General features: G+C 29.7%; 16 protein-coding genes. 12 read left to right on the top strand and 4 right to left on the bottom strand.

Going from position 1 to position 15,768, the window contains the following annotated elements; all coding sequences use genetic code 11:
• Positions 1 to 20 precede the first annotated feature (20 nt).
• The 11 genes from ACNI3D_RS01610 (at position 21) to ACNI3D_RS01560 (ending at position 10,613) form a co-directional block, all read left to right on the top strand.
• Positions 21 to 263, top strand: a complete 243-nt coding sequence (locus ACNI3D_RS01610) for a phage tail assembly protein T (protein ID WP_419767240.1) — start codon at positions 21 to 23, stop codon at positions 261 to 263.
• A complete protein-coding gene (locus tag ACNI3D_RS01605) occupies positions 256 to 5,124 on the top strand; it encodes a tape measure protein (RefSeq protein ID WP_419767239.1) in 4,869 nt (1,622 codons plus the stop codon). The genes ACNI3D_RS01610 and ACNI3D_RS01605 overlap by 8 nt, the downstream gene beginning before the upstream one ends.
• Positions 5,125 to 6,021 carry a hypothetical protein gene (locus tag ACNI3D_RS01600; protein WP_419767238.1) on the top strand — a complete coding sequence of 299 codons (897 nt, stop codon included), beginning with the start codon at positions 5,125 to 5,127 and terminating at the stop codon, positions 6,019 to 6,021. It abuts the gene before it with no gap.
• A 2-nt stretch (positions 6,022 to 6,023) separates the two neighbouring features.
• Complete coding sequence (locus ACNI3D_RS01595) at positions 6,024 to 7,004, top strand: hypothetical protein (RefSeq protein WP_419767237.1); 981 nt, start codon at positions 6,024 to 6,026, stop codon at positions 7,002 to 7,004.
• A gap of 12 nt (positions 7,005 to 7,016) precedes the next feature.
• Positions 7,017 to 7,739 (top strand): hypothetical protein, encoded by a 723-nt coding sequence (locus tag ACNI3D_RS01590; protein WP_419767236.1) that lies wholly within the window; start codon positions 7,017 to 7,019, stop codon positions 7,737 to 7,739.
• A 5-nt stretch (positions 7,740 to 7,744) separates the two neighbouring features.
• On the top strand, positions 7,745 to 8,182 hold the full coding sequence (locus tag ACNI3D_RS01585; protein ID WP_419767235.1) for a phage holin family protein: 438 nt from the start codon (positions 7,745 to 7,747) through the stop codon (positions 8,180 to 8,182).
• A gap of 10 nt (positions 8,183 to 8,192) precedes the next feature.
• On the top strand, positions 8,193 to 8,507 hold the full coding sequence (locus ACNI3D_RS01580; protein ID WP_419767234.1) for a hypothetical protein: 315 nt from the start codon (positions 8,193 to 8,195) through the stop codon (positions 8,505 to 8,507).
• Positions 8,473 to 9,042: a hypothetical protein gene (locus tag ACNI3D_RS01575; protein WP_419767233.1), complete on the top strand. Its 570-nt coding sequence runs from the start codon at positions 8,473 to 8,475 to the stop codon at positions 9,040 to 9,042. Before ACNI3D_RS01580 ends, ACNI3D_RS01575 begins: the two co-directional genes overlap by 35 nt.
• A 9-nt stretch (positions 9,043 to 9,051) precedes the next feature.
• Complete coding sequence (locus ACNI3D_RS01570) at positions 9,052 to 9,492, top strand: hypothetical protein (RefSeq protein WP_419767232.1); 441 nt, start codon at positions 9,052 to 9,054, stop codon at positions 9,490 to 9,492.
• Positions 9,434 to 9,670, top strand: coding sequence for a hypothetical protein (locus tag ACNI3D_RS01565; protein ID WP_419767231.1), 237 nt, complete (start codon positions 9,434 to 9,436; stop codon positions 9,668 to 9,670). The genes ACNI3D_RS01570 and ACNI3D_RS01565 overlap by 59 nt, the downstream gene beginning before the upstream one ends.
• Before the next feature lie 193 nt (positions 9,671 to 9,863).
• Entirely contained in the window at positions 9,864 to 10,613 is a 750-nt protein-coding gene (locus tag ACNI3D_RS01560) for a phage antirepressor KilAC domain-containing protein (protein WP_419767230.1), read from the top strand.
• A gap of 27 nt (positions 10,614 to 10,640) precedes the next feature.
• On the opposite strand, the gene ACNI3D_RS01555 is transcribed toward ACNI3D_RS01560, so the two are convergent.
• The 3 genes from ACNI3D_RS01555 to proV form a co-directional block, all read right to left on the bottom strand.
• Positions 10,641 to 11,405, bottom strand: coding sequence for a Rha family transcriptional regulator (locus ACNI3D_RS01555; RefSeq protein WP_419767229.1), 765 nt, complete (start codon positions 11,403 to 11,405; stop codon positions 10,641 to 10,643).
• A gap of 130 nt (positions 11,406 to 11,535) precedes the next feature.
• A complete protein-coding gene (locus ACNI3D_RS01550; protein ID WP_419767228.1) occupies positions 11,536 to 12,087 on the bottom strand; it encodes a hypothetical protein in 552 nt (183 codons plus the stop codon).
• A gap of 253 nt (positions 12,088 to 12,340) precedes the next feature.
• On the bottom strand, positions 12,341 to 13,432 hold the full coding sequence (gene proV, locus ACNI3D_RS01545; protein WP_419768030.1) for a glycine betaine/L-proline ABC transporter ATP-binding protein ProV: 1,092 nt from the start codon (positions 13,430 to 13,432) through the stop codon (positions 12,341 to 12,343).
• A 259-nt stretch (positions 13,433 to 13,691) separates the two neighbouring features.
• On the opposite strand from proV, the gene ACNI3D_RS01540 reads away from it, so the two are divergent.
• Entirely contained in the window at positions 13,692 to 14,051 is a 360-nt protein-coding gene (locus tag ACNI3D_RS01540) for a hypothetical protein (RefSeq protein ID WP_419768029.1), read from the top strand.
• Between the two features lie 26 nt (positions 14,052 to 14,077).
• Here ACNI3D_RS01540 and ACNI3D_RS01535 read toward each other — a convergent pair whose 3' ends face one another.
• On the bottom strand, positions 14,078 to 15,763 hold the full coding sequence (locus ACNI3D_RS01535; protein ID WP_419768028.1) for a ShlB/FhaC/HecB family hemolysin secretion/activation protein: 1,686 nt from the start codon (positions 15,761 to 15,763) through the stop codon (positions 14,078 to 14,080).
• Positions 15,764 to 15,768 lie beyond the last annotated feature (5 nt).

Raw genomic sequence — 15,768 nt, 5'->3', positions numbered from 1 at the left:
TAGGTAAGACCGTTGCTCAGTTGAAAAATACTATGTCTTATGATGAGTTTATAAAATGGTTTGAATATTACAGAGAAGAACCATTTATGGCAGATAGGCTTGAATATCAAATGGCAAATCTGACTTATATAGTTTCAAGTGTAATGGGTGGAAATAATGAGTGGAATCAGTTCCTAATAAGAGATATAGGTGATAGTAGTTCTTCTAATGAGGATCAACTAGAAGAAAAAATAAAAGCTATTTTTGGAGTAAAAAATGGGTAGAAATACAATAGGAACAGTTTTAATTGATGTAAAAGCTGATACACAAAAATTAATATCTGGATTCGATAGAGCTGAAAATGCTGTTACTAAAACTACTACATCTATGAAAAGAGCAGTTGCAGGTTTTGCAGCAGCTTATATATCTTTGGAATCAGCAAAAGGTTTTACTCGTGTTGCTGATGATATGACAGCTGTAAATAGTAAGCTAAAGTTAGTTACAGATAATACTAAGCAACTATCAGAAGTGCAGGCTGCACTATTTGCAATATCACAAAATACAAGAACTGATTTATTAAGCAATGTTGATTTATATTCGAGGTTAGCAAGAAGTACAGAGACCTTAAATGTAAGTCAACAAGACCTCATAAATATTACTGATACTATTTCTAAATCAATGATTATAAGTGGTGGAAGTAGTGACTCTATGAATGCTGCTGTTCTTCAACTTTCACAAGGTTTGGCAAGTGGTACTTTAAGAGGTGAAGAGTTAAATTCTGTTATGGAACAATCTCCAAGACTAGCAAGAGCAATTGCTGATGGTATGGGTGTAACTATTGGAGAACTAAGACAGCTAGGAGCAGAAGGTAAAATAACAAGTGAAGCCATAGTAAAAGCCCTACAAAATCAAGCAGAAGGGGTAAGTAAAGAGTTTATTAGTGTAAATAAAACTGTTGGACAATCACTTTCACAATTAAATAACTCAACAACTATGATAATAGGTACATTTGATAAAACTTATGGTATTACAAAAGTTGTATCTGATGGATTTACTGAGCTTTCACAAAGTATTGATACATTAAACGAAAGTCCTGAAACAATAGGGTTTATCGCAAATGAGATTTTTAAAGTATCAACTGCAGTTGGAACAACAGTAGTCGCATATAAAACATACAATAGTGTTGTAAAAATGGCGACAGCTTATAACTTGGCATTTGGTGGAAGTTTTGGAGCTGTAAATAGAAGTATAGTGTTAAGTACAATATCTATGAAAGCATTAAATATTGTTCTTCGAGCTTCTATATTTGGGATTGTAGCTTTTGGAGTATATGAATTAACACAGGCATTTATAGAAAATGCAGAAAAATCAGAAATATTAGACGATGCATATAGTGGATTGAATGAAAATTTAAAACAACTTACTAAAAAACAACTTGAATATAGAAAATCACTGATAGCTACAGAATTAGCACAAGCAAGTTTAAATTTAGCCAATGCAAAAGCAGATGTAGCAAATAATGGTTTCTTTGAATCAGAAAATGAGAAAAGAAAAGACTTAGAATATCTTAATGAAGTAAGAAATAGATTTAACAATCTAAGAAAATCAAGTATTGAGGTAAAAGATGCTTTAAAGGGTATTTTAAAAGAAAATAAAGTAAAAGATATTACTACTCCAAAAGTTAAAACCTCAATAAAAGAACCAGATACAGAGTCAGAAATATTACATCAATTAAAATTAGAAGAGATAAAAAGTAATATAAATAGTACTGATAAATCAAATATAGAGTTATTAAAAAATCATCTACAATATACAGAAGATGCATTATCTTTAGCTGATGTAATGGGATTTAAAGAGTCTACTTTAAGAAATTTGCAATTAGAACGACTCAATACAATAGAAGAAATTAAAAAAGAACAAGATAAAAATTTAGACAATCTTATAAAAACTCAAAGTGCATATACTCAGATAATGGGAACGGGTTATGATAAATGGATTGAAACTGTAAATCAAAAACTCATAGAGCTTTCAAGTACAGGGATACTAACTGCACAAGAGTTACAAAATGTATATGATACTTTAGAAAACCAATATAAAACAGATAATCTAATCACAGCAAATGAAGAGTATATGAGCTTACTAGACTCACAAATCTCTTTAAGTGAATCTGCTCTTGATTGGAATGCAAACTTAGAAGGTGTTGCTAATACTATTCAAAATATTGCTAAATCATCTATGCAACTTAGTACCATAGAAAAGAAAAGTGAAAAAGAGAAATTAAAAGCACAAAATGAGTTTTATAAACTTACTAAAGATATATCAAAAGACTCAGAACAATACAAAACTGCTGAGATAAATCTTACTAAAAAAACAAAAGCTATAAATGAAGCTTCAATCCAATCGCAAATAGTAGGATATGGAACATTAGCAGGGGCTGTAAGTCAAATGTTTGATGAAGGTTCAAAAGATGCTGCTGCATTTCATGTCGTTGAGAGTGGACTTGCTATGGTTGCAGGTATTAGAGCGATTCTTACACAAGGAAGTGGTGACCCTTATACTGCTTTTGCTCGTATGGCTGCAATGGCTGCAAGTGTAGCTTCACTTTTAAGTTCTGCAAATATTGCTTTTGGTGGTGATAGTGTTTCTTCATCTTCTGATTCTTTTTCAGCACAAGTTGAAAATATAGGTACAGGAAGTGTCTTAGGTGATACAAGTAAAGCAAGTGAATCTATTACGAACTCTTTAGGGATTTTAGAAGATTATGCAAGACCTGAATTCCAACTTTTATCAAGTATGAATCAAAGCCTTTTATCAATAGATGAAAAGATAGGTGGAGTTTCAGCTTTACTTATCCAAAATGGTGGTTTTGCTTTTGGGGAAGGTTATACAGAGGTAAGTTTTGATGATAAGGGATTAGGAATAACTTTTCAAAATCAACTTGACAAAATAGCAACTGCAATAGATCCCGTATCTAATTTTTTAGGTGGAGCAACTGATAAATTGACAGGTGCGATACTTGGTGGATTATTTGGTAAGACATCTGTTAAACAGAAGCTTACAGATTATGGTATAAATTTTAACAATGCATTATTATCAGATGCAATAGAGCAAATAAACGGACAAGCTTATCAAACGATAACAACTAAAATCAAAAAAAAGTCTTGGTTTCATAGTTCTACAAAAACAAAAGTAAAAACATACTTTCAAGGTTTAGACGATGAAGTAGAAAGACAGTTTAGTTTAGTTTTGAGCAATCTATATGATAGTACCTTACAAGCAGGTGAGGCACTTGATACAAGCTCGGCTGATATAGAAAATAGTTTGTCAAATTTTATAGTAAGTATTGGGAAAATCTCTACAAAAGGAAAATCAGGGGAACAATTACAAGAACAAATATCAAATATATTTTCAAAGATAGGTGATGATATAGCTCAAACTGCTTTCCCTGCATTGACACAGTTTCAGAGTATAGGAGAAGGACTGTTTGAAACTCTCACAAGAGTTGCATCAGGTATGGAAGTTGCTGAGTATTATATAAATAGACTGGGTAATAGCTTTGAAGATATAAATTATAAAGATATTGTAAATAAACAAGGTGATGTTGGAGTTGAAGTTTTAACTCAGTCAATTAAAAAACTTGATGAAGCAGTATACGGAACTAACAATGGTGTAGTTCAGATGATAGAAAACTTCTCAGGCACTACAGAAGAACTTTATACTTTATATACAACTTTTGAAGATGTAAGAGATATGTTGTCTCTTGTAGGAAAAGAGTCTAAATATTTGACATCTGACATGCTTTTAGGAGCAGGGGGAGCGGATGAACTTTCAGGGGCATTAGAGGATTATTTTAAAAACTTTCTAAATGGTGAAGAACAGCTAACTTTTTATACTCAACAGATGCAAAAAGAGTTTGATAACCTAAATATAAGTATGCCTTCTAGTATTGAAGGGTTTAAAAAACTTATAGAAGGTATTGATATATCAACTGCAGAAGGTCAAGAGTTGTTAGGTCGAATAGTTTTACTTAGTGATGATTATAAAAGTTTGATTGATAATACAGAAGAACTATTTTATACGCAAGTACAAAACGCACTTGACCTTGATAAACTAAGTCTTGAACTCTTTGATACAGCAGTAAGTGCTGTTCAGAAAATGTCTGATAAGTTTACACAGCTAACTCAAAGTGTAGAAACTACAGTAAATAAACTATTGTCAAACTCAGATGGTGCAAATGCACAAGAAGAGCTTATAAAATCATTTTGGCAAAAAAGAGCAAGTATTGATACTCTTTTAGCAAAAGATGGAAATCTAACAGATAGTGAAGCATCAAATTTATCTTCTCTTATTTCTGATATTAATTCTCTTTCAACTTCAATACAAAGTGCACAAAATGGAGATAATACAGATATTACAAATACTTTAGTAAATGAACTTCAATCATTGCAAGATGGACTTGACCTTGATAATTCTATATTAAAAGTAAAAGTTTTAGACTCAGGTGGAAATGCAACAGATGTAGCAAGTGTAGGAGTAATAACTGCATTAGCTCAGGCACTTGCAGGAACAAATTCTAATCCTCTTGATATTTCTAATTTTTCAAATGGTGGAAATCTAACAGCAGCTAATGAAATTACTTTTAGAACATCATTTGAAGCACAAAGTGCTTTGACTTATGCAGATGAATTAGCAAAATTAAGAACAAATCTATCATATATAAATTTAAGCACAGTAGATGCAGGAGACTTTTTCACAAAACTACAATCACTAGATGAAAATGCCTTTGGAAATATGATTGAGTTCTTTAATTCAATAGGAGCAATCTCAAATAATCAAGTAATGGTAAATGGCCAACTAGTTGATTTACCAAGTTATGATGTGGGAACTTCATATGTACCATATGATCAAGTGGCAAAAATACATCAAGGGGAAATGGTACTTGATAAAAACTTCTCAGATAGTCTTAGAAGATATGGTATTCCAACAGGTGGTGGGAATATTTCTGTGGATATGTCAGGGGTAATAAATGAGTTAAAAGAAACAAGATATATCATAAGAGCACAAGCAAATGAAATAAAAAAACTAAGAAAAATGACTGAAAATATAGAATCATCATATTTATCAACAAACGAACAGGGAGCATAGATGTTAATAGCACCACAAGCAACTATTGATATAAAAAGTACAAATGTATCAGAATATGAAGCTGATATTGATGTATATGATGAGTCAGCTTCAAAAGTATATGCAGTAGATGAATTAACACAATTGGGTGATACTGTTTGGAAATGTCTAAAAGCAGCTACACAAGATATAACACCTGGTACTAATAATCTGATTTGGAAGGCAGAAAGAAAAACAAATAGATATAAAATCTTTGACCCAAGAAGAAGTTACTCAACGATAAATGCTCAAAGTATAAAATACACACTAAATGTAGGTGATGTTGATACTGTAGCTTTTTTTGGAATACAAGCAAAGTTTATAAATATAGTTGTTAAAGATGCAAATGGCGATGAGAGATACAATCATACTATAGAAGCAACTGTAAGACCTGTATCTAATTGGTATGATTGGACTTATGTCAAAGCACAAAGAAGAGCTGCAGTGCATTTTACAAAATTACCTATGATTTATAATGCAACGATGGAAATAACTATTGATAACGATTTAGCAGATGCTAAATGCACTCATATGGCATTTGGTACGAGTATGGATTGGGGAATAACACTTATAAATTCAAGTCCAACTTTAGGTACTAGAAATCTAATCTCTAAATCAAAAGAATCAGACGGAAGTGTTAAGACTGATAATTCCTTGACTTGGAAAAGAATCACAGCAAATGTCTTAGTAGATAATAAAAGAGTAGATAGTGTATTTGAACTTGTAGAGATTTATAACGGGGTTCCTTGCTTATTTATCGTAGATGAAAGAGAAAAAGGCTTTTCATCATTGTTGGTTTATGGGTTTTTTAAAGACTTTGACATACCTATAGGCTATCAAATGTCAGAGTATCAAATTGAAATCGAAGGAGTATCATAATAATGGCAGCATCACAAATAACAGAAACCATAACAGAATTAGACCCTGTTAAAATTCCTGTTGAAGGGCAGGACCCTGAAATCTTTAGATCAAATGCAGGATATGTTTGGGGGAAACTAAGAAGTATAGTTTTAAACCTAAATACTTTTAGGACCCAAGCAAATACAGTAGCAACAGAGATAAATAATAGTGCACTACAAGTAGCAGAAAATAAACAGTATGTTTTAGAATCAAAAGAAATAATAACAACCACAATGGCAAGTATGCCTGAGGGTTCTATTAATGATACTACAGCTAGTGGTACTACTACTTATTCTAGTAATAAGATAGATAGTTTGAATGAAGCATTGAATGAAGCATTGAATGAAGTATTAAATGATTCCTTAGCCTATAATTTAAATCAAACTAGTGGAGCGATAGCAACATTAAAAAAAGATTTAACTGAATCTATCTCAAAAGCAATCCCCATAGGTACACAATCATTGGAAGTTTTAGAATCTCCAAGACCTAACCAACTTATACAAAGTGGTGGTACTTTTAATAGAACTGATTATCCTGATTTATGGGCTTTTATTCAAACTCAAACAACACTATTAAAAAGTGATACAGATTGGCAAACAGAAAATGCAAATGGTATGTGTGGTTATTTTAGTACTGGTAATGGAAGTACAACATTTAGACTTATGAATTTGATTGATGCTACCTTAATAGGTGATACAAATGCTGGGGTTTATCATCCTGATGGTATTAAAAGTCATAATCATAGTGGTAGTACTAATACAACTGGGAATCATAGTCATAATTATACACATAAAGCTTATACTGGAAATACTGGTTCTGGTAATGGTGGATATGAAAATGATATTAATTCTAATACTAGTACTACAGGGAATCATAGTCATACTCTTTCAATTAATAACACAGGAAACACATATAACACAGTTCGAAGTATAGGGGCTTTACCTCTAATAGTAGCTAAGTAAAGGAAAATAATTATGAAAACAAATGTACATACAGTAGATGCAGTCACTAAAGAATATCTTTATACTGAAAAACTAGATTTAAAATTTTTGGGTAATGATTTACCAAATAAAACAACAAAACCATTGCCAATATTAATTGAAGATACAAAGTTAGTATTAGTAAATGATGAATGGAAACAAATACCACTTCCAAAAACAAGATATATATATGATGTAGATACTTTTGAATATCTCAATAAAGTTGATGAATTTAAATTAAAAGATAGTGACCTTTTTGATTTACCTGATAACTCAACAGAGATAGAACTTTGTAATTTATTAAATGATGAAGTAGCTATTTTTGATAAGAATAATAATAAATGGTTAGCCAAAAAAGACTATAGAAATAAAACTGTCTATTCAACTGCTGATAAATCTATCTCATTAGTAGATTATATTGGCGACATTAAAGAGGGATTTACTCTTCTTACACCAAAAGAGTTTGATAAATGGGATGCTCAATCTAATACATGGGTAGAAGATACAGACTTAAAAGAAAAAATGAGAGTATCTGCAATAAAAGAAAAAGCAAGAGAAATTATTGAAGCAAAATATCCAATCTTTTGGCAACTTAACAATCCTAGAATGGATAGTGCTTTTGCAAATGATTATGCTTGGATAGATAATATCAGAGACATAAGCAATAATGCTGAGAGTAATGGAACTTTGATTGATGATATTGATTGGGGAGTATGAGGATGATGGAGACAAAATTAATAGCTAGTAACTCAGCGTATGTTCCATTTATGTGGTTATTAGCTTATTTAAAACTTGATGTTGAAATGGTCACTATATTATGTGTCTTAATAGCTATAGACTATAGTTTAGGACTTATCAAGTCTATTAAGTTCAAAACCTTTCAATACAAAGTAATGATAAGTGGAATAGTTGCTAAGGTAGTTATCTTAATCATCCCTATATCTATTTCTTTTATGTTCATTGGAATAAAGTTATTTGATGTATTTGGTGGATATGTAAGTACTATTATAAAGCTTTTGATAATAGCTGAAACAATAAGTATTTTACTAAATGCAATAAGTATTTATAGTGGCGAAGAGATTGAAAAACCTGATTTAATAAACAAACTTACCCATAAGATAAGAAAGTTTATTGAGAAATTTTATAAGTTAATTGACTAAAGGATAAAAAATGAAATATATCTCATGTGGACTTAATGGCTGTACAGTTAAAAACATAACTAGAGTTTTATTTGACTTAATTATTTTTGTAATAACAATGACAATTTTTATGGAAGGGATTTATAACTCATTTCCTAATCCAATTCAGCTAGTTATATTAAAAATGTTATTAGCAAGTTGGGGTGGACTTCATGCACACTACATGGGAAAAGCTTTTTTTACAAAGATAGATTGGGATAAACCCTTAGTAGAACAAACAGGAGCTTATTATGCGAGGATTGCTTTATATATTGTTATTCCTTTGTGTTACTGCTTCGGCGGATAGATGCAATAGTTATGTTCAAGAAGTAAGAAGAGCCCACTACAAAGTTTTTGGGCTTGATTACCCATATTGGTATGCAGTAGGTCAACTTAGACAAGAGAGCAATTGTCGTGATGTTATCAGTCGTGATGGAGTAGGAAGTCAAGGAGTTGCTCAAATTACTTATAGATGGTGGCAAGGCTTTTTATCCAAAAAAGGTATTGACAATATAAGTTCAATAAAAAATCAGCTTCTAGCCCAAGCCTATATTATGAAAGATGCTAAAAAACAAGCATATAGTTCGCACCTTTGGGTTGCATACCAAGTTTATAATGGTGGAAGTCTAGTAAACAAAGAGATTACAAGGGCAAGAAATGAATTAGGTATAAGAGAAATACCACATGATATAGCAAAAAAGTACTGTAAAAGAAAAACTATCACTTTTAATAATGGTCAAAAGATAAACGCATGTGACATTAACTATGAGTATTCTGAAAAGGTTTATAAATACGGACAAAAATATAAACTCTTTTCAGATGGTAAATATATATTTTGGTAAGGAGTGAAGATGTGGGGAACAATAGTCAAAAGTGCTGTAGGATTTTTTAGTGGTTCTTCTATATATCTATATTTAGCAATAGTTGTTTTTATAGCTGCTATTGGTAGTGGATTTTATTATATGGATTATAAGATAGAACAAAAAGATAAAACAATATTAGAGTTTCAAGATGCTTTAACATTTACAGGAACAGAACTAAATAAAACAATTCTAACTAATGAAGAAAATCAAAAAGAATTTGATAAATATAAACTAGATCAGGAGAAAAGTTTAACAGCTCTTAGTGAACAACATAAAAAAGAGTTAAACGATGCAATAATATATGAAAAAATAAAAGGAGAAATAACCCATGTTAAAAAAAATGATGATGCACCTACTGCCCCTATCCTTATTGATACTATTAACAGGTTGTGGGACCAAACAAATTCAAACAACAAAAACAGTAACTAAAACTATCTATGTCAAACAAACAATACCAGGTGAACTATTAGATTGTAAAGACTTGCCAAATAAAAAAGAAAACTATGCCATGCAAAGTGATACTGCTACATTATTAACTGATGTTTGGGAAGTTGCGAATAGTTGTAAAGAGAAGTTAGAGAGAGTTAAGTCTTTGGTGAAAGAATAAATATTATGTAATTTAAAACTTCTAAAAGTAGATATTACAAATTGCAATAAAAATAGTATTTAAAATATTTTTTTAATATAATAATTTAAATGTGCTAAATATAAATAAAAAAAAATTGAAATTCAAAGGATATGTCGAAGCTTTTTAAAAGCTTAACAGTGTGAATTCACACGATTTAATGTAAAGGAAATTCATGAGTGTAGTAGAGAAAAAAGAATTAATCAAAATTCTTAAAACAGATATTGGTACAGAAGAGTTAAATTCTGTTAATAGTAGAGAGTTATATGAGTATTTGGGAATAAGTACAGATTACAACACATGGATTAAAAGAGCAATAGATAAATATGACTTTGTTGAAAGTGAAGATTATATACTCCTCAAAAATGGGGAGAATGGTAGTAACCCCAAAATAGACTACATAGTAACTATGGATATGGCAAAAGAGTTATGTATGGTTTCAAATACTCCTAAAGGTAAGCAAGTAAGAAGATACTTTATTGAAGTAGAAAAAGAAGCTAATAAACCTTTAACAGTAGAACAATTACTTTTAGAAAATGCAAAAATGATTGATAATCTACAAAACAAAGTCGTTATATTAGAACACAAAGTTGAGAAGAATGAGCCAAAAGTCTTATTTGCAGATAGTGTTTCTCAAAGCTATACATCTATTTTAATAGGAGAGTTTGCTAAAGCAATAAGTTCTGATGATTTTAAAATAGGTCAAAATAAACTATTTAAATGGTTAAGACATAATAAGTATTTAATATCTTCTGGAACTAGATTTAATCAGCCTTTACAACAACATATTGATAATGGCTATTTTGAAGTTATTGAAAGAACAATTAATAATCCAGATGGCTCTACGAGAATAACTGTTACTACAAAAATAACAGGGAAAGGGCAAGTGGCTCTAACTAAGAAGATTCGAGATTCTTTTTATTAGGCAAGGGTCTTTATTGACCCACCTTGTCTATATCTTCTTTAAAAGTGTGATTTTATTTGAAGCTTCAATAAAGCCTTGTATTCTATCAACTAAGTTATTATATTTCATAGTTACAGTTACTTCTTTATCTCTTGCTTCATTTCTTTTTCTTCGCTCTTCTTCTATTTGATTGACTGCGAATTTTTCTAAAGCACTTCCACCTGATTTTAAAACTTCAATATACTCTTTATAAAATTTTAAATTATTTTGAAGAAATCCATAATAACCACTATCATAGTTTTGCTTTAACAAATCATCTGCTTTTTTCATAATGATTTCTAGCTTTTCATCCTTAGTGAAATTTGGTAAGGCTAACATTTTTTTATGTTCTATTTTTAACTGCTCTAGTTCGTCTTCTAATCTTTGGATTTTCTTATCTTTTCTACTCATACCACTTTTAAGACCTGATATTACTTTTTGTAGGTCTTTGCCTTTATGCAAAGTTTCCAGTTGATTTTTCATTAAAAAAAATGCTTTTACCATATTTTTTTTAAATTCTTTAACTTTTGGATTATTTCTAAAATAAGTCATAAGTAAACTATATTGTTGTTCATTTAACTTATAATATGTAGCATAACCTTTTTGCCCTCTTGATAGCTCGGATTTTAAATCTAGTCTACCAAATTCTTTAAAATCATAAATATTATCTCTTATCAATTCTATTATATTTTTATGTTGCCTATCAACATTTTTTGCGATAATTAATGTCGAAACTGTTATTTGACCATCTGTAAATTCAAGTATATTTTCCATTTTTTTATCCTTTTAAAGTATAAATTTAAAAGAATGATATACTAAAAAATTATATTTGTCAAGAATATTGTAATTAATTATTATAGATATTTATTTGTTTATACTAAAAAAGTACATCGGTTTAAAACCGTCATACTTCTTTAGTAAGATTTTTTAGGGCTTCTTTAAGTATATGATAATTCTTTAACTCAGTTTTCAAATTGTGGTTTTTTATTAAAAGGTTAATTGATTTTTCTACTTGTTCAGTAATTCTACCATTAGAATTCATATTTCGTAAGCTTTGTTCTTTTATTCCTATTTCCTCAGCTAACTGTTTTGGAGTCAAGGAAAGTTCTTCACAAACTTTTTTTACAATATTGCCTTGTACTTCTTTTTTTCTTAGCGAACCAATAATATTTTCTTTTGCTATTCCTGCTTTAAATCTGAAAAAATTCCCTTTATCTCCTAAATATCTTTCTTTAACAGTATACTTTGTAAAAAAGTAAATAATAGGTTCAACATCAATAATGACTTCAATAATTATCAAATCTTTTTTGATTACATCAATAGTATCATAAACTTTAAACAGCTCATTTTTAATAGTTTGTTTAAACTCTTCTATAGAGTAAAACTCTGGTAATATACAATCCACCTCAAAGCCACTCTCTATTTCAATAGTTTCTAATACTCTTTTTTCTGACATCTTTTTTCCTTTGGTATCGTGATTATATTATTTTTATGATAACAAATAGTTAAGTTACACTATTTATCAAGCATAAAAAAAGGCACAACCGAAGTCATGCCTTTTTTTATAACTGATATAAATTATTGTATTCTATTAATTATAATGGAAGCGGTATAGGGTTTGCGTAATAAGTGAGTTGTAATCGCGTGACACAATTCGTGTCACAGTATACTAAGAAAACCAATAAATGATGAAAGTATGGTTGCCTTCTTTAGTATTTTGTAGCAAATAAAAGATTAGAGTCATTTTCATTTACAACTTCTTGTTTTATCAAAGAGTCATCAATATTTCCATCTATTTTTTTCTGCTCTTTTAAAGCATCAAGACTAAGTACACCTAAGTACTTATTATCTTTTGTAAGATAATATGCAAAATCTACATCATAATCATTTATATACTGAATTGCTGAATTGATTCCAAAACCATCTTTTTTTATAATTGTAGGATAACTTTTTTTAGCAATATGTGATGCAGTTAATACTGTCGTCACATCAACGCCTTTAAAAAATGATTTTACATAATCATTTGCAGGGTTATTAATAATCTCTTCAGGTGTTCCCACTTGAGATATCTCCCCATTTTGCATGATTGCAATTCTATCACCGATTCTAATTGCTTCATCTAAATCATGGGAAATAAATACAATCGTTCTTTGGTGTTCACTTTGTAGCGTTAGAAGTTCATCTTGCATCTCAGTTCTTATAAGTGGGTCAAGGGCTGAAAAAGCTTCATCCATTAGCATAATATCTGGATCATTTGCTAAAGCTCTTGCCAATCCCACTCTTTGTTGCATACCACCACTTAACTCATCTGGATAAGATAAAGTATGATGTGATAATCCAACTTGATCTAGTGCAGCTTGTGCTTTTTTATATCTATCTTCTTTACTAATTCCACTTAGCTCAAGACCAAATGACGCATTATCTATAATGTTCATATGTGGCATTAGTGCAAAAGATTGAAATACCATTGATATTTTTTTTCTTCTAATATCAATCAACTCTTTGTCATCTAAATTTGTAATATCGGTTTCATCGATAATTATTTGCCCAGAAGTTGGCTCTATTAGTCTATTTAGCAGTCTTACTAGTGTTGATTTTCCAGAACCTGATAGTCCCATGATTACAAATATTTCACCTTCATTGATTTCAAAACTTGCATTTTGAACACCAATAGTCATATTTGTTTTTTCAAAAATCTCTTCTTTTGAAAGACCATTTTTGAGCATTTCTAAAGCTTTTTTCGGTTTCTCTCCAAAAACCTTATATACATTTTTTATTGTGAGTTTTTTCTTTTTTTCCAAACTAATAACTAGCTCCTTTTAAAAATAATTTTCACCTACTTTAACAAATTAACAAAAACTAGGTTAAGCTACAATAAGACGGGGTTCTATTAAGAAAATTATTTGTATAGCTAATACCCATGATAAAGGCTATACAGTAAATTTCAAAATTTCTTTTATTTTCTGTTATCATAGTCTGTATAATTAATAAACAAGTCCATTTGATATAAATAAAAGAATCAAATAGTATAATTCAAAAATCAAAAATAAAGGATATTTTATGAATAAAATAGTATTAAAATCAAATGAAAACAAAAAGTTTAGTTTATATTGCCCTTTTACAAATGAAAAACTTGATAATGATAATAACTCTTTTGAAATATACGAAGGGGCAGGAAATTATTTATTTTCAATGTGTGAAGATTGCTTATTCTTTGATGCAGGAAATAATGATGAGATAGAAAGATATTGGAAAGACTCAGCAATAGAAGCAATAGAAAAATTTGTAAAAAATCACTCGGATGAAAATATTCTAATAATCGAAATAAGTGATAAAAATGATACTTATTATTATGGTTTTTTAAATGAAGAGAATATAGAACTAAATGAGGAAGAGATACAAAAGAAGTTTATTAAATAAACCTCTTCTAAGCAAAGGCAGGGGGTTTAAAAGACCCACCCACCTTGAAAAAGAACTCTACTATTTCTATCAGGTTCACTAGTAACAGGAGCACTATTTACATTCCAAGCAACTTGAACTTGACCAAAGAAGTCTTTATATGAAGCATAATATCCAACACCAACATCTTGTAAAGATTTAGCTTCAAAGCCTACATTATTATTTGCCATAAATGCTCTTCCCCTATCATAAAAGATTCCAACAGTGTTTGTTAGTGAGTTTATATCAGGCAATCTATATTTTCCTTCTATATTAAATATATATCCATTCTCAGCACTAACTTCACTATCTGGATATAATTTAACCCCATAAGCTCCCCCAATAGATAAATCTTCACTTCCATCTAGGTTTTTATGTGAAAGGGCATATTGTAAGTTTAATGAAGTATCTAATGAAAGTTTTTCAGTAAAATTAATACTATGTGATAAATCTATATTAATCTTAGAATAATTACCATTTGTATTAGCTCCTGCTTCATCATCAGCTTCTTTACTAGCATCATCAAAGCTTAACTTCCCATAGGTATAATTAAAACTAACTTTAGAAGATGATGGAAGATTAAAGGCTAAATAACTCTTGTCATAGTCTAATCCTAATCTTAAAGATTTAACATCTTTTTTAGTAGTATCATCTTGAACATTAATCTCATCTTTTAAATCTTTTTTAGCAATATTTAATGAAGCATTTAAATTCTCCAATCTTGTTCTTATAATTGGATAAGTTAATGTAGCATCTAAAGATGTAGAGTTACCCTTTGCATCAAGATTTGAATATTTATCTCCTAAGGCATAAGTTGTTTTAGAATAACTTAGTTCTCCTCTTAATCCATTTGACATCAAAGGAGCTGAATAAGCTAATCTACCATTTTTTAAATCACTCTTATTACTTAAAAGACCACTTAATGAGATTTTATCTCCTATTTTAAAAGGAGAGTTAATATTAACCCCAGCCATAACTCTATTTTTACCTGTATATCTACTTCCATAATTATCAGCTAAAATATATCCATCAAATCTTTTTGTTTTTTCTGTTGTAATAGAGAAATCAGAAGTTCCTACATCAGCTCCTGGCATAACATCAGCACTTGTTACTTTTACACCCGGGGTATCATTGATGATTAACATTGCTCTCTCTAAAGTATTAGTAGAAACTATATTATCTCTTTTAGCATCATCTAACATACCTTGAACAATACTATTTTTAACTAAAGAGTTGTTTTTTAAATTAAACTTTCCATAATTACCCTCAATAATAGAAATTTTAATAATTCCATTGTTTTTATTTATATCTTGTACAGGTAAATATGCCCTTGCTACAAAGTAGTTTCTACTTCTATAATATTTTGTGATTATGCTTGTTACTTCTTGTAGTTGATTAAAGTTTAGATTCTTTCCTTTATACTTATCTGTTAACTGATGTAGTTTTCTAAAACTAACAACTTTGTTTCCATGAAAGTCAAACCCCTTTACAAATATAGTTTTACCACTTTTATCATCTTTCATAACAGGAGCATATTTTTTTACTCCACCAATTTGCACTAAAGGAGTCTTTTTTTGTTTTACTTCTTTTGGAACTTTTATTTGTTTTACTGCATCTCCTATATTTGGTGTTGCTGCTAGAAGTGAACTTGTTGTTATTAGTGATAATGTTATTAGTTTAGTTAAAAATTTCATTTATT

Source organism: Arcobacter siniprincipis (SeqCode), assembly GCF_048571125.1.
GTDB classification, from domain to species: Bacteria; Campylobacterota; Campylobacteria; order Campylobacterales; family Arcobacteraceae; genus Arcobacter; species Arcobacter siniprincipis.
Note: the sequence above shows the minus strand (reverse complement) of the source record. Positions and strands in the feature narration are given on the sequence as shown.

What these genes read in the sequence shown, in the direction of transcription:
- ACNI3D_RS01540 (WP_419768029.1), top strand. Translation starts at nt 13,692, where the DNA reads ATGAATAAAATAGTATTAAAATCAAATGAAAACAAAAAGTTTAGTTTA.
- ACNI3D_RS01595 (WP_419767237.1), top strand. Translation starts at nt 6,024, where the DNA reads ATGGCAGCATCACAAATAACAGAAACCATAACAGAATTAGACCCTGTT.
- ACNI3D_RS01535 (WP_419768028.1), bottom strand. Translation starts at nt 15,763, where the DNA reads ATGAAATTTTTAACTAAACTAATAACATTATCACTAATAACAACAAGT.
- ACNI3D_RS01550 (WP_419767228.1), bottom strand. Translation starts at nt 12,087, where the DNA reads ATGTCAGAAAAAAGAGTATTAGAAACTATTGAAATAGAGAGTGGCTTT.
- ACNI3D_RS01570 (WP_419767232.1), top strand. Translation starts at nt 9,052, where the DNA reads ATGTGGGGAACAATAGTCAAAAGTGCTGTAGGATTTTTTAGTGGTTCT.
- ACNI3D_RS01560 (WP_419767230.1), top strand. Translation starts at nt 9,864, where the DNA reads ATGAGTGTAGTAGAGAAAAAAGAATTAATCAAAATTCTTAAAACAGAT.
- ACNI3D_RS01600 (WP_419767238.1), top strand. Translation starts at nt 5,125, where the DNA reads ATGTTAATAGCACCACAAGCAACTATTGATATAAAAAGTACAAATGTA.
- ACNI3D_RS01580 (WP_419767234.1), top strand. Translation starts at nt 8,193, where the DNA reads ATGAAATATATCTCATGTGGACTTAATGGCTGTACAGTTAAAAACATA.
- ACNI3D_RS01585 (WP_419767235.1), top strand. Translation starts at nt 7,745, where the DNA reads ATGGAGACAAAATTAATAGCTAGTAACTCAGCGTATGTTCCATTTATG.
- ACNI3D_RS01555 (WP_419767229.1), bottom strand. Translation starts at nt 11,405, where the DNA reads ATGGAAAATATACTTGAATTTACAGATGGTCAAATAACAGTTTCGACA.
- ACNI3D_RS01605 (WP_419767239.1), top strand. Translation starts at nt 256, where the DNA reads ATGGGTAGAAATACAATAGGAACAGTTTTAATTGATGTAAAAGCTGAT.
- ACNI3D_RS01590 (WP_419767236.1), top strand. Translation starts at nt 7,017, where the DNA reads ATGAAAACAAATGTACATACAGTAGATGCAGTCACTAAAGAATATCTT.